This is a genomic window from Streptomyces sp. NPDC048483 (assembly GCF_040651455.1).
GTDB lineage: Bacteria > Actinomycetota > Actinomycetes > Streptomycetales > Streptomycetaceae > Streptomyces.
In genome coordinates this window covers 24,823-38,262 of sequence record NZ_JBEZJZ010000038.1, presented here as the reverse complement: position 1 = coordinate 38,262, position 13,440 = coordinate 24,823, and the positions used below count along the sequence as shown (strand labels likewise).

Sequence of the window (13,440 nt, the reverse complement as noted above, 5' to 3'; positions counted from 1 at the left end):
CCGGCCCAGGTCCCGGCCCTGTCGGGCTTAGGCTCCGGGTTCCGTCAGGACGGCCACGCCCCGCCCCGGCAGCGTGATCCGGTCGGCGGGCGTGGCCTCGTCGGGACCGGCCGCCAGCGCATCCGTCATCGGCGCGGGCAGCGCGACCTCAACGGCCTCGGCCCGGTGGTTGAGCAGGAACGTGAACCGCCCGTACCGCCCCTCCGGATCCTCTCGGACCGTCGCCTGGACACCCTCCGGCAGCCCCGGCAGTACGGGCGCCACCCCGGCCGCCTCCCGCACCTCGTCCAACAGGGCCCGCATCAGCGCCGGTTCGAGCCGCGTGCCCACGTACCAGACCGTGCCCCGCCCGTACGCATGCCGGGTCACCGCCGGCCGCCCCGCCAGCTCCCCATCCGTGAAGTACGCCAGCGCCTCCGCGCCCTCCAGGTCGATGACCTCCGACCACAGATCCGCCGACCCCGTGCAGGCACCTCCCCCAACCGCCACCGTACGGTCCACGTCCAGCGGCCAGAACTCCTCCACCCGCAGCCCCAGCAGCTCGCGCAGCGCCCCCGGATAGCCGCCCGGATGCACCCGGTCGTGCTCGTCCACGATCCCCGAGAAGAACGACACCACCAGCCGCCCGCCACCCCGCACATACGCGGCCAGCCGCGCCGCGTCCCGCGCCGTCAGCAGATACAGATTCGGTACGACGACGAGCCGGTAGCCGGACAGCTCCCGCTGCGGCGGCACCACGTCACAGGCGACCCCCGCCTCGAAGAGCGGCCGGTAATGATCCAGCGCGATCCGGGAGTGGTCCAGCGCGGTCGACGGCTTGGAGTCCACCTCCAGCGCCCACCAGCTGCGCCAGTCCGCCAGCAGCGCCACCTCGGCCCGCGACCGCGTCCCCGCGATCTCCGGCAGCGACGCCAGCTCCCGCCCCAGGCCCTGCACCTCACGGAACGTACGGGTCCGCGTCCCCCCGTGCGGCAGCATCGCCGAGTGGAACTTCTCCGCCCCGCCCAGCGACTGCCGCCACTGGAAATACAGCACCGCATCCGCACCCTGGGCGACGGCCTGCCAGCTCCACAGCCGCATCGCCCCCGGCGGCTTCGGACCGTTACGGGGCCGCCAGTTGACCGCGCTGGGCGCCTGCTCCAGCAGCAGCCACGGCTGCCCGCCCCGCGCGGACCGCATCAGATCGAAGACATAGCCGGCCCGGATGTGATCGTCCGCCGCATACGGATCCTGGTAGAAGTCCAGCGCCATGGCATCCATGTGCCCGGACCAGGCAAAGGCATCCACCGGCTTGTGCTGCGGCATCAGATTGGTGGTGACGGGCACACCGGGCGTCAGACGCTCCAGTACGGCCTTCTCGGCCAGGTAGCAGGCCCGCAGCGCCGCATCGCTGAACCGCAGATAGTCCAGCTGCTGGGCGGGATTGGGGAAGGTGGGCGCCGTACGCGGCGGCAGCACCTCGTCGAAATCCCCGTACCCCTGCGACCAGAACGCCGTCGACCAGGCCTCGTTCAGCGCCTCGACGCTCCCGTACCGCTCCCGCAGCCACCGCCGGAAGTCCTCGGCCGACACCTCGCACAGGCACTGCCGCGTATGGCACCCGTACTCGTTGCCCACATGCCACATCGCCAGTGCCGGGTGGCCGGCGTAGCGGGTGGCGAGCTGTTCGACGAGGCGTACGGCGTGGGCGCGGTAGACGGGGCTGGAGGGACAGTAGTGCTGGCGGCCGCCGGGCCAGCGGCGCTGCCCGTCGGGGCCCTCGGGCAGGATCTCGGGGTGCGCGCGGGACAGCCAGGGCGGCGGCGAGGCCGTCATCGTCGCCAGACAGACATCGATCCCGGCGCCCGCGAGCCCGTCCAGCACCCTGTCGAACCACCCGAAGTCCCAGTCCCCGGGCCGGGGTTCGACCTTGGCCCAGGAGAAGATCCCGGCGGTGACCATGGTGACATGGGCCGCCTTCATCAGCTTCAGATCCTCGGCCCACACCTCCTCGGGCCACTGCTCGGGGTTGTAGTCGCCGCCGAAGTGAATGCCGCGCATCGGACCCCCAGGGTCGAAGTTCGGTCTCTCGGTGGGCCGGCGGTCGGTGCTCCGGCCCACCATGGTCGTCAACTCGAGTTCTTGTACACGCTCCAGCCGCCGTCGACGACGAGGCTCGCCCCGGTGACGAAAGACGCCTCCGGAGAGAGCAGGAACGCGATCGCCGCGGCGACCTCCTCGGGCCGCCCCAGCCGCCGCGCCGCCGTCTCCTCGGCGCTGGCCCGCCGCTCCTCCTCGCCGATCCCGTCCCAGGCCGCGGTGAGCACCGGCCCCGGCAGCACGCTGTTGACCCGCACCTCGGGCCCGTACTCCACGGCCAGCTGGCGCCCGAGTCCGGTGAGCCCGGCCTTGGACGCGGCGTACGCGGGGCGCCCGGGGAGCCCGATCAGCGCATGGACGGACGAGGTCAGGACCACCGCGCCGTGCCGCGCGCGCAGATCGTCCAGCGCGGCGCGCACTCCCAGGAACGCCCCGGTCAGGTTGACCGCCAGCTGGCGCTCCCAGTCGGCGAGCGTCGTCCGGTCGGCGGCCGCGACATGGGGCAGAAAGGCGTTGCTGACCAGCCCGTCGACGGGCCCGTACCGCCGCCGCGCCGCTTCCACGGCCCGCCGCCAGTCGTCCTCCGCCGCCACATCACAGTGCTCGTACGAGGCGTGCCCGCCGGCCGCCCGGATGCGCCGTGCGGTGTGCTCGCCCCGCTCGTCGTCGATGTCCAGCAGCAGCACGGCGGCCCCTTCGGCCGCCAGCCGGTCCGCGGTCGCCGCCCCGATCCCGGCCGCGGCGCCGGTCACCAGCACCGTGCGGTCCGTGAACCGCCTGCCGTACGGGCCGCTGTGGCCGCCGTGCGCCGGGTGCGGTGCCTGCGATGCGCGCTGCTGGCTCATGGCGCCAGCCAAGCCGAGGGGGCTGCCGCGGGGCAAGGGGACGACGTCGTACGGGTTACCCCGGAATGTTGTCGAAAGGCCCCGTCAACCTGCGCAGCAGACCGGCCAATTCATGCCGCTGCTGGCGGGAGAGCTCGGCGAGGATCGCGCGCTCCTGGGCCAGCAGCCCGGCCAGCGACTGATCGGCCTTGTCGCGTCCTTCCGCCGTCAGCCTGACCAGGACGCCGCGCCGGTCGCTGGGATCGGGCAGCCGCTCGACGAGGTCCTTCTTCGCGAGCCGGTCGATGCGGTTGGTCATCGTGCCGGAGGTGACCAGCGTCTGCGTCAGCAGCGCGCCGGGCGAGAGCTGATACGGCGCCCCGGCCCGTCGCAGCGCGGTCAGCACATCGAACTCCCAGGGCTCCAGGCCCACCTCGGAGAAGGCGATCCGGCGGGCCCGGTCGAGGTGCCTGGCCAGCCTGGACACCCGGCTGAGGACCTCAAGCGGTTCCACGTCGAGGTCCGGGCGCTCGCGGCGCCATGCTGCAACCAGTCGGTCGACCTCGTCCTCCATGACGATCAGTGTAAAGGGTCTGTCGACGTGAAGTCTCTTGACGTCAAGATATATTTCGATGGACTATTGGGCATCGTCGGCGGGAAGCTCGCTTCACCAGCGTTGGCCAAAACCAACCGTTCATGAGCTCAGAGTCAGCCCTGTACCAGCGAAGGGGTTTCGAACATGCACGACGCACCAACCTGGGACCCACAGCAGTATCTGCACCACTCCGGGCACCGCACCCGCCCGTTCCACGACCTGCTCACCCGCATACCTGAGCTTCCCCGGCACGCGGGCCCCACCCGCATCGCCGACCTCGGCTGCGGTCCCGGGAATGTCACCGTCCAGCTCGCCGACCGCTGGCCCGCCGCCCACATCACCGGCTTCGACAACTCACCCGAGATGCTGAGCGAGGCCAAGACGTACGCGGGCCCGACCCCCGGCGGCGGCCTCCTCGACTTCGCCCCGGCCGACGCCGCCGACTGGACGCCCGACGGTCCGTACGACCTGATCGTCTCCAACGCCGCACTCCAATGGGTCCCCAACCACCCGGAATCCCTGCCCCGCTGGATCGACGCCCTCACCCCCGGCGGCACCCTCGCCTTCCAGGTCCCCGGCAACTTCACCGCGCCCAGCCACGCCCTCCTGGGCGAACTGTGCGACGCCCCCCGATGGCGCGAACGCCTCACCACCCACGGCCGCCGCTTTGTCCATATCCTCGAACCGGCCGACTACCTCGTACGCCTCAACGACCTCGGCTGCACCGTAGATGTCTGGGAAACCACCTACGTCCAGCTCCTCCAGGGCGACGACCCCGTCCTGGACTGGGTCAAGGGCACCGCCCTGCGCCCCGTCCTGACCGCCCTTGAGGACGACCCCGCCGCCCGCCACGCATTCCTTACCGAATTCCGCGACCTCCTGCGCGCGGCCTACCCGACCGGCCGCCACGGCACCGTCTTCCCGTTCCGCCGCGTCTTCGCCGTTGCCCAAAAGCCGCTCCACTGAGCCCTTGGAGGCATACCGCCGTGATCACCGGCCTCGACCACATCCAGCTCGCCGCACCCCCCGGCACCGAGGACACCCTGCGCGCCTACTACGCGGGCACCCTCGGCATGACGGAGGTCCCCAAGCCCCCGTCCCTCGCCACCCGCGGAGGCTGCTGGTTCGAGGCCGGCACGGCCCGCCTCCACCTTGGCATCGACGCCGGGTACCACCCCGCGAAGAAGGCCCACCCCGGCGTCCGCGTCACCGGCATCGACGCCTTCGCTGCCCGCCTGACTGCTGCCGGAGCCCCCGTCACCTGGGACGACAACCTGCCGGGCCACCGGCGCTTCTACTCGACCGACCCGGTGGGGAACCGGCTGGAGTTCCTGGAGGCGACGGGCTGACCGCGCCGCGCGAACGAAAGCCCGCGGTTGGGGACATCGGTCCCGAACCGCGGGCGATCAAGTGCAGGGCGGAGGTGGAGTCCTGACTATCGCCCCGGGGGCGGTGCCGGGGGGCCGGGCGGGTAGTTGCCGGGGGGACCAGGCGGCTGCTGGTAGTGGTTGGGCTGGGGCGGGTAGCCCTGGGCCGCACCGGGAGGCGCGAAGCCGCCGGGGGCGCCGTAGGGCGGGCCGCTGCGGCCATTCTTGCGCTTGGAGGCCACGACGAGGCCGATGATCAGCGCGACGACGGCGAGGACGCCCACAGCGATACCGACGATGACGAGCGGGCTCAGGCCCTCGTCCTTGCCCTGGTCCTCGCCCTGTTCCTTGTCCGGCGCATTGTCACCGCCGTTGGAGGGAGCCTGCGCAGCCTCCGACGGGGAGGACTTCTCAGCGCCCTCGGGCGTCTTGAGCGGCCCGTTCTTCGAGCCGTCCGGGATGTCCTGCGTCAGGGCCCGGAGCGGACGGACCATGCCGTAGCCGTAGTGCTCGTCCGGGACCTTGGACACACCCGAACCCGGCGGTATGAGCGCGGTCTTCGTCAGCCGGTTCGCGACCTGACCAGCAGTCAGGTCAGGGAATTTGGCGCGGATGAGGGCGGCGGTCCCAGAGACGTGGGCGGTGGCGCTGGAGGTTCCATTCCCGCGACCGTACGGGGACGTGACGCCCGCCGACCTGATGTCCGCTCCAGGTGCCGTCAAGAGAACCTGTGGACCATAATTAGACGTCTTCGCGACCGTCCCATCCCGTTCCACAGAGCCCACGGCGAGGACGCCGGGAGCAGACGCAGGATAGCCAAGGCTGTTGTTTCCGTCGTTACCTGAGGCCGCCACCAGAAGTACGTCGTGTTTTACCGCGTATGCGATCGCCGCCTTCTCGTCCTCATCGATCCCCGGGGCACCGAACGACATGTTGACGACCTTTGCTCCGTGATCGACGGCATAGCGCAAAGCTTTGGCAAAGGAGGCGTTGCCTATGTGATGGCCGTTGATGTCTGAATTTGTATATTTGAGGGGTAGGATTTTCGCGTTCGGAGCCAGCCCCTTGATGCCGTCCGAGCCGGCCGGTCCGTGTCCATGGCCCGCGATTGTCCCCGACATTGACGTACCGTGATTGGACTTGGATTCCCGGTCTCCAGGTCCGCCGGTAGTGAAGTCCTTTCCTGGAAGGACATTTCCTTTGAGATCTGGGTGGCTGCCATTAACGCCGCTGTCGATAACGGCGACGATGACACCCTGCCCCGTGGATACCTTCCACACCTCTTCGGCCTTGAAGGCGACGAGGGGCCACTGGTCATCTCTGATCTGGTCTGCCGAAGCAGCCGGCGCAGTTCCGAGGAGCAGTGCCCCGGCCACAGCCGTGCCGCCCCACGCGCGCAGCCTCCGCACATAGCTCATGCTGTAAAACCCCTCCTCAACAGGTAGGGGCCCGCAGCCCGAAGACTGCGGGCCCCGCCATTCCGCCGACTGCACCTGGCAGCTAACTACTCGATGACACGAGGAACCACATTGCGCTGCTTTATCCAGGTGTCTTCTTCTTCGACAAGGTAGTCCGGGCGGTTGCCACCACTACTGTTCTTGTTCTTGCCGTTGGCTCCAGGGGCGCCCTGACCTGCCATTCCGCCGGGCCTGCCGGCCTGCGAGCCTCCGCGGCTGCGGTGCAGACCCGAACCGCCCTGCGCTCCAGCGCCGGGCATTTTCTTCGCGGCGCCGACCGCACCGCCGCGCTGCCGAGCCATTGCACCGCCTCGGCCACCGGCGCCACCGCCCTTAGCGCCGCCGGCTCCCGCGCCGGCGCCCATACCGGGCATGCCGGCACGCCCGGTCCCGGCGCCACCGCGGGGAGTTCCAGTGCTTCCCCCGCCCGGCATACCGGGCATTCCAGGGTTTCCGCCGCCACCGCCGCCTCCGGCTTCACGGGGAGGAGTCTTGACCCCGCCGTTGAGGCCAGGGCCGTTGAAGTCGCCGCCCCCACCGCCTCCGCCGCCACCGCCGTCGGGAAGACCCTCGAGGCCGGTCCTCACAGGCCCCGGCATGTGCGGGCCCGCCGGCGTGGGACGGGTGCTGCCACCACCATGGGGGACATCGGTAGGCCGGGGCGATGTGGGGAGATGGGGCGAGGAGTAGCCGGGCCCCTTCGGGCCGGACGGCATGCCGCCCGGGGGGCTGGGGGTGGGACCGCGCATACCCGGAGGGGGCGGCGGAGGCATGTTGGGGAGTTTTCCCTTGTCAGCGGGCGGGTCTCCCTTCCAAGGCTCCCGATCCTCTCCAGGATCACCAGGCCCGCCAGGGGACTTCGACGGCAACGCCTTACCAACCGAGTTGTACGAAGCGCCCAGCATCTCCATCGCAATCGCGCCCCGGAGCTGCGCTTCCCTGCCTGCCGAAAGCTGTCCTCCCGTGGACTCGAGCACCTGGTCTGTCGGTGTGCCCGCTTCGAGCGAGGCGAGAGCCGGGCCGTCATCACGTGCCTCGCCGCCACCGAAAAAGGCAGCGGTTTCGTCGCCCACTCGGTCGCCGAAGCTGTCCATGCCGTCCGGCTCTTCGATGTTCATGACGTACGGGCCGTACGCCTCCAGCGAACCGGCCGCATTGCTCAGGCAAGCACCGGCTTGGCGTGCCCACTCTGCGGCGTGGGCTATGTTCTTGCTGATCTCGCGAGCCCTGGCTTCGAACATCTTGGCGGCTTTGCCGTCCCAGTGTTCCCGCACTTCCGCGATGGCACGGTCGAACGTTCCCTTGATGCCGCCACCAGCGCCCATCGACTGCCGGATGGATTCAATTGCCTGGCTGCCGATGTCGAAGACGCCCGCCGAATTGCCGTCCAGGTCCTTGCCGACGTCTTCCCAGGCTTCACCGACGCCCCGCACCGTAGAGGGACTGGACGATGAGACCATTTCCTTGAGCTCCGGGAGCGTGTGCTTCCAGAACTTGCTGGTGTGCTTCGCGGTGAGCGGGTTGTCATTCTGGTATGCGAACGCCCCCGTCGCCGCGCCCCACTCGGTCCCGCCTGCGGCCCGAAGGAGAGGATCCCCCTGGTCGCCCCCCGCTCCGCTGCTTATTTGTTCCATTTCAGACATTACTGCCACCCCCGATTTTCACGTCACACCTTTCCTGCACCGTTGCTGCCCGCCTCACGCCATGCTGATGGGCGTTTGGTTACGCTGGCCGTGTTTCATGGCGTTGGACGTCTCTTGTTCTTCATCCTGGTAACGGCCGTGGGTGGCAGCTGTCTTGTCCGTAAGGTCCTTGATGAACGACTCGAGCTTTTCGAGAATGTTGTTCTCGATGTAGTCTTTCAGGGCCTCGTGCTTCTTCCGGAGCTGATCCTCTTCGTCAAAACCCTTGCCGAGCGACCCGACCGGCAAGTACGTGCTGCTCTTGGCCTTGCCCTTCGTGCACTGCATGTCATTGAGCACGCCGTTGAGCTTCTTCACCACCTCGTCCAGACGATCGAGATCGACCTTGTACTCGTCAGCCATCGATGGCCTCCCCCTGAGTGTTGAGCGCCGTCTTGCGGTACCAGCCGCGATAGCCTACCGCCGAGCCGATCATGTTGACGTGAGCAGGCCACCCGCGAAGGCGTAAACACCGTACGACAGTTGCGCGTACTCCTCTTCCTTTATCGCGACTGCCGGTTGGGCTTGCGGCGTGATGTCGTACTCATCCCTGTCTGAGGGCAGGCCAGCTCCACGCGGGCGTGTGCGACGTCGAGTTCGGGAAGGTCTTCGGCCCCGCCCCTCAGGCCTTTCGGTGCCCGATCAGCCGAGGCTTCGCCTCCAGCCCGTCCAGCCCGTGCCACGCCAGATTCACCAAGTGGGCCGCGACCTCGGCCTTCTTCGGCTTGCGGACGTTCAGCCACCACTGGCCGGTCAGGGCGACCATGCCGACCAGGGCCTGGGCGTAGAGGGGGGCCAGCTTCGGGTCGAAGCCGCGGGCCTTGAACTCCAGGCCGAGGATGTCCTCGACCTGGGTGGCGATGTCGCTGATCAGGGACGCGAAAGTGCCGGTGGACTGGGCCACGGGGGAGTCGCGTACGAGGATGCGGAAGCCGTCGGTGAAGGTCTCGATGTAGTCGAGGAGGGCGAACGCGGCCTGTTCGAGGAGTTCGCGGGGGTGGCCGGCGGTCAGTGCGCCGGTCACCATGTCGAGCAGCTGGCGCATCTCGCGGTCCACGACCACCGCGTACAGGCCTTCCTTGCCGCCGAAGTGCTCATAGACGACGGGCTTGGACACGCCCGCCTTCGCCGCGATCTCCTCGACCGAGGTGGCCTCGAAGCCGCGCTCGGCAAACAGCGTGCGACCGATGTCCAGCAGCTGCTCACGGCGCTCGGCGCCGGTCATGCGGACCCTGCGGGTGCGCCGGGCACCCGCTCCGGGGGGATTCTTGCCCTTGTCGTTGCTCACGCTGCTGCCGTCGATCGCCACCCGTCAATCATGCCGCCTGGACGGCCTCGTCCTTGCGCCGGGCGTCGATCCGGGAAGCACTCGGCCAGCGGACGTCGTACGCCCAGCCCGCCCTCTCGAACCAGCGGATCAGCCGGGCGCTGGAATCCAGCTGCCCCTTCAGCACACCGTGCCGGGCACAGGTCGGGTCCGCGTGGTGCAGGTTGTGCCAGGACTCGCCACAGGAGAGTACGGCCAGCCACCACACGTTCCCGGAGCGGTCGCGGGACTTGAAGGGGCGCTTGCCGACGGCGTGGCAGATGGAGTTGATCGACCAGGTGACGTGGTGGAGGAGCGCCACACGGACCAGCGAGCCCCAGAAGAGCGCCGTCAGGGCACCCTGCCAGGACCAGGTGGCCAGGCCGCCGATCAGCGGGGGGAGGAGGAGCGAGACCGTCGTCCACAGGACGAACTGGCGGGAGACCGTCCGCACCGCGTGGTCCTTGATCAGATCGGGGGCGTACTTGTGCTGCGGGGTCTGCTCCTCGTCGAACATCCAGCCGACGTGGGCCCACCACAGCCCCTTCATCAGGGCGGGCACCGACTCTCCGTAGCGCCACGGCGAATGCGGGTCGCCCTCGGCGTCGGAGAACTTGTGATGCTTGCGGTGATCGGCCACCCAGCGGACGAGCGGGCCCTCCACGGCCAGCGACCCCATGATCGCCAGCGCGATGCGCAGCGGGCGCTTCGCCTTGAAGGCGCCATGGGTGAAATAGCGGTGGAAGCCGATGGTGATGCCATGGCAGCCGATGTAATACATCGCCGTCATCAGGGCGAGATCCAGCCAGCTCACGCCCCAGCCCCACGCCAGCGGCACCGCGGCCAGCAGTGCCACGAACGGGACGGCGATGAAGAGCAGGAGAGTGATCTGTTCAAGCGAACGCTTGCTGTCGCCGCCCAGCGTCGCCGACGGCAGCGGCGAATCGGTGGAAATCGGTGACTCTTCGACGGCTTCTGGACCAGCGGTCATGTGGTGTCCCTCGGCGGGGGTCTCGGGGGATGGGGAAAACCGGGGAGCAAGATCGCTCCCGGAGTGCGGACTCCGATACGGCTACGGGGCCGTAACCTACGGTTTCGTAAGTATGGCAGCGACGCCGCCGCGGGCAAGGCCGTGACAGGCACCTCACCCCCACGCGCCGCCGCGCTGCCCAGCAATCGGACGGTGTGATCCGCCGATATCGGGGAGACCTATCCTGGGGACGTCGGACAGCGCGGTCCGCAACCCGCCCGCAAGCCCAGACGGCACCGTCGCCCGCCACCGCCAAGAGATGAGTCGCGGGGCGACGCCCCTCCTAGATCGCTGCAAGGAGCCGCACCTGTGAGCAGTGCCGACAACACCGCCGAGCCCGTGCCCACCACCACGGACGACGCGGCCCGCGACAACACCGCCCTGCGCGCCGACATCCGCCGCCTCGGCGACCTCCTCGGCGAAACCCTCGTCCGGCAGGAGGGAGAACAGCTGCTGGACCTGGTGGAACGGGTCCGCGCGCTCACCCGCTCCGACGGGGAGGCGGCCGCCCGGCTCCTGGGCGACACCGACCTGGCCACCGCCGCCAAGCTGGTCCGCGCCTTCTCCACCTACTTCCACCTGGCCAACGTCACCGAGCAGGTCCACCGCGGCCGCGAGCTGCGCGCCAGGCGCGCCACCGAGGGCGGCATCCTGGCCCGTACGGCCGACATGCTCAAGGACGCCGACCCCGAGCACCTGCGCGAGACCGCCCGCCACCTCGGCGTACGCCCCGTCTTCACCGCACACCCCACCGAGGCCGCCCGCCGCTCCGTCCTCACCAAGCTCCGCAAGGTTGCCGAGCTCCTGGACCACGCGGACGCCACCGAACGCCGCCGCACCGACCTCCGCCTCGCCGAGAACATCGACCTGATCTGGCAGACGGACGAGCTGCGGGTGGCCCGCCCCGAGCCCACGGACGAGGCCCGGAACGCCATCTACTACCTGGACGAACTCGGACGGGGCGCGGTCGGCGACGTACTCGAGGACCTCGCCGCCGAGCTGGAGCGGGCCGGCACGGAGCTGCCCGCCGGCACCCGCCCCCTCACCTTCGGCACCTGGATCGGCGGCGACCGAGACGGCAACCCGAACGTGACCCCCCAGGTCACCTGGGACGTCCTGATCCTCCAGCACGAGCACGGCATCACCGACGCCCTCGAGCACATCGACGAGCTGCGCGGCGCCCTGTCGAACTCCATCCGCAACTGCGGCGCCACCGACGAGCTGCTGGACTCCCTCAAGCGCGACCTGGACCTCCTCCCCGAATTCAGCCCCCGCTACAAGCGGCTGAACGCCGAGGAGCCCTACCGCCTCAAGGCCACCTGCATCCGCCAGAAGCTCCTCAACACCCGCGACCGCCTCGCCGCCGGCGCCCCCCACGTCCCCGGCCGCGACTACCTGGGCACCGCCGAGCTCCTCGACGACCTCGCCCTCATCCAGACCTCGCTGCGCGCACACCGCGGCGGCCTGGTCGCCGACGGCCGCCTCGAGCGCACCCTGCGCACCATCGCCGCCTTCGGCCTCCAGCTCGCGACCATGGACGTCCGCGAGCACGCCGACGCCCACCACCAGGCCCTCGGCCAGCTCTTCGACCGCCTCGGCGAAGAATCCTGGCGTTACGTGGACATGCCGCGCGACTACCGGCGCAAGCTGCTCGCCAAGGAGCTGCGCTCGCGCCGGCCGCTGGCCCCCACCCCGGCACCCCTCGACGAAGCCGGCGCCAAGACCCTCGGCGTCTTCCGCACGATCCTCAAGGCCAAGGAAACCTTCGGCCCCGAGGTCATCGAGTCGTACATCATCTCCATGTGCCAGGGGTCGGACGACGTCTTCGCCGCCGCCGTCCTCGCCCGCGAGGCCGGCCTCATCGACCTCCACGCCGGATGGGCCAAGGTCGGCATCGTCCCGCTCCTGGAGACCACCGACGAGCTGAAGATCGCCGACCGCCTGCTGGACGAAATGCTCTCCGACCCGTCCTACCGGCGCCTGGTCGCCCTGCGTGACGACGTCCAGGAAGTCATGCTCGGCTACTCCGACTCCTCGAAGTTCGGCGGCATCACCACCAGCCAGTGGGAAATCCACCGCGCCCAGCGCCTCCTGCGCGACGTCGCCCACCGGCACGGCGTACGACTGCGCCTCTTCCACGGCCGCGGCGGCACCGTCGGCCGCGGCGGCGGTCCCTCCCACGACGCGATCCTCGCCCAGCCCTACGGCACGCTCGAAGGCGAGATCAAGGTCACCGAGCAGGGCGAGGTCATCTCCGACAAGTACCTGGTGCCGTCCCTGGCCCGGGAAAACCTGGAGCTGACCGTCGCGGCCACCCTCCAGGCGTCCGCACTGCACACCGCCCCCCGCCAGTCCGACGAGGCCCTCGCCCGCTGGGACGCCGCCATGGAGACCGTCTCCGAGGCCGCCCACGGCTCCTACCGCCGCCTCGTCGAGGACCCGGACCTGCCCGCGTACTTCTTCGCCTCCACCCCCGTCGACCAGCTCGCCGAGCTGCACCTGGGCTCCCGCCCGTCCCGCCGCCCCGACTCCGGCGCCGGCCTCGACGGACTGCGCGCCATCCCGTGGGTCTTCGGCTGGACCCAGTCCCGCCAGATCGTCCCCGGCTGGTTCGGCGTCGGCACCGGACTCAAGGCCGCCCGCGAGGCCGGACTCGACAGCGTCCTGGACGAAATGCACGAGCACTGGCACTTCTTCCGCAACTTCCTGTCCAACGTCGAAATGACGCTGGCCAAGACCGACCTGCGGATCGCCCAGCACTACGTGGACACCCTCGTCCCCGACGACCTCAAGCACGTCTTCGACCTCATCAAGGCCGAACACGAGCTCACCGTCGCCGAGGTCCTGCGCATCACCGGCGAGGCCGAACTCCTCGAGGCCAACCCGGTCCTCCAGCAGACCTTCCACATCCGCGACGCCTACCTCGACCCGATCTCCTACCTCCAGGTCTCCCTGCTGCACCGCCAGCGCGAGGCCGCCGCCAAGGGGGAGGAAGCCGACCCGGTGCTCGCCCGCGCACTGCTGCTCACCGTCAACGGCGTCGCAGCCGGCCTGCGCAACACCGGCTGACCACGCACCCGCCCGTACGACGACGGCCCGC

General features: G+C 69.7%; 11 protein-coding genes. 3 read left to right on the top strand and 8 right to left on the bottom strand.

Annotated features, from left to right (window positions below):
* Positions 1 to 27 precede the first annotated feature (27 nt).
* The 3 genes from AB0D04_RS20495 to AB0D04_RS20485 form a co-directional block, all read right to left on the bottom strand.
* Positions 28 to 2,040 carry a beta-galactosidase gene (locus AB0D04_RS20495; RefSeq protein ID WP_362705070.1) on the bottom strand — a complete coding sequence of 671 codons (2,013 nt, stop codon included), beginning with the start codon at positions 2,038 to 2,040 and terminating at the stop codon, positions 28 to 30.
* Between the two features lie 68 nt (positions 2,041 to 2,108).
* Entirely contained in the window at positions 2,109 to 2,924 is an 816-nt protein-coding gene (locus AB0D04_RS20490) for an SDR family oxidoreductase (RefSeq protein WP_362705068.1), read from the bottom strand.
* A gap of 55 nt (positions 2,925 to 2,979) precedes the next feature.
* On the bottom strand, positions 2,980 to 3,477 hold the full coding sequence (locus AB0D04_RS20485) for a MarR family transcriptional regulator (RefSeq protein WP_362705066.1): 498 nt from the start codon (positions 3,475 to 3,477) through the stop codon (positions 2,980 to 2,982).
* A gap of 165 nt (positions 3,478 to 3,642) precedes the next feature.
* On the opposite strand from AB0D04_RS20485, the gene AB0D04_RS20480 reads away from it, so the two are divergent.
* The gene (locus AB0D04_RS20480; protein WP_362705064.1) at positions 3,643 to 4,464 is read left to right on the top strand and encodes a trans-aconitate 2-methyltransferase; all 822 of its coding nucleotides are present in this window, start codon (positions 3,643 to 3,645) and stop codon (positions 4,462 to 4,464) included.
* 20 nt (positions 4,465 to 4,484) lie between these two features.
* A complete protein-coding gene (locus tag AB0D04_RS20475; RefSeq protein ID WP_362705062.1) occupies positions 4,485 to 4,847 on the top strand; it encodes a VOC family protein in 363 nt (120 codons plus the stop codon).
* An 86-nt stretch (positions 4,848 to 4,933) separates the two neighbouring features.
* On the opposite strand, the gene mycP is transcribed toward AB0D04_RS20475, so the two are convergent.
* The 5 genes from mycP to AB0D04_RS20450 all read right to left on the bottom strand — a co-directional run bounded on the left by mycP (position 4,934) and on the right by AB0D04_RS20450 (position 10,301).
* Complete coding sequence (gene mycP / locus AB0D04_RS20470) at positions 4,934 to 6,283, bottom strand: type VII secretion-associated serine protease mycosin (protein ID WP_362705060.1); 1,350 nt, start codon at positions 6,281 to 6,283, stop codon at positions 4,934 to 4,936.
* Between the two features lie 86 nt (positions 6,284 to 6,369).
* Positions 6,370 to 7,965, bottom strand: coding sequence for a hypothetical protein (locus AB0D04_RS20465; RefSeq protein ID WP_362705058.1), 1,596 nt, complete (start codon positions 7,963 to 7,965; stop codon positions 6,370 to 6,372).
* A gap of 54 nt (positions 7,966 to 8,019) precedes the next feature.
* Positions 8,020 to 8,367, bottom strand: a complete 348-nt coding sequence (locus AB0D04_RS20460) for a hypothetical protein (protein WP_362705057.1) — start codon at positions 8,365 to 8,367, stop codon at positions 8,020 to 8,022.
* A gap of 259 nt (positions 8,368 to 8,626) precedes the next feature.
* The gene (locus tag AB0D04_RS20455) at positions 8,627 to 9,313 is read right to left on the bottom strand and encodes a TetR/AcrR family transcriptional regulator (protein WP_362705055.1); all 687 of its coding nucleotides are present in this window, start codon (positions 9,311 to 9,313) and stop codon (positions 8,627 to 8,629) included.
* Positions 9,314 to 9,320: 7 nt separating this feature from the next.
* A complete protein-coding gene (locus tag AB0D04_RS20450; RefSeq protein WP_362705053.1) occupies positions 9,321 to 10,301 on the bottom strand; it encodes a fatty acid desaturase in 981 nt (326 codons plus the stop codon).
* Positions 10,302 to 10,679: 378 nt separating this feature from the next.
* Between AB0D04_RS20450 and ppc the strand changes: the two genes are divergently transcribed.
* Complete coding sequence (gene ppc, locus AB0D04_RS20445; protein WP_362705137.1) at positions 10,680 to 13,409, top strand: phosphoenolpyruvate carboxylase; 2,730 nt, start codon at positions 10,680 to 10,682, stop codon at positions 13,407 to 13,409.
* Positions 13,410 to 13,440 lie beyond the last annotated feature (31 nt).

Excerpts from the sequence above, each read along its gene's own strand:
- AB0D04_RS20460 (WP_362705057.1), bottom strand. The coding sequence starts at position 8,367 with ATGGCTGACGAGTACAAGGTCGATCTCGATCGTCTGGACGAGGTGGTG.
- AB0D04_RS20490 (WP_362705068.1), bottom strand. The coding sequence starts at position 2,924 with ATGAGCCAGCAGCGCGCATCGCAGGCACCGCACCCGGCGCACGGCGGC.
- AB0D04_RS20495 (WP_362705070.1), bottom strand. The coding sequence starts at position 2,040 with ATGCGCGGCATTCACTTCGGCGGCGACTACAACCCCGAGCAGTGGCCC.
- AB0D04_RS20485 (WP_362705066.1), bottom strand. The coding sequence starts at position 3,477 with ATGGAGGACGAGGTCGACCGACTGGTTGCAGCATGGCGCCGCGAGCGC.
- AB0D04_RS20465 (WP_362705058.1), bottom strand. The coding sequence starts at position 7,965 with ATGTCTGAAATGGAACAAATAAGCAGCGGAGCGGGGGGCGACCAGGGG.
- mycP (WP_362705060.1), bottom strand. The coding sequence starts at position 6,283 with ATGAGCTATGTGCGGAGGCTGCGCGCGTGGGGCGGCACGGCTGTGGCC.
- AB0D04_RS20450 (WP_362705053.1), bottom strand. The coding sequence starts at position 10,301 with ATGACCGCTGGTCCAGAAGCCGTCGAAGAGTCACCGATTTCCACCGAT.
- AB0D04_RS20480 (WP_362705064.1), top strand. The coding sequence starts at position 3,643 with ATGCACGACGCACCAACCTGGGACCCACAGCAGTATCTGCACCACTCC.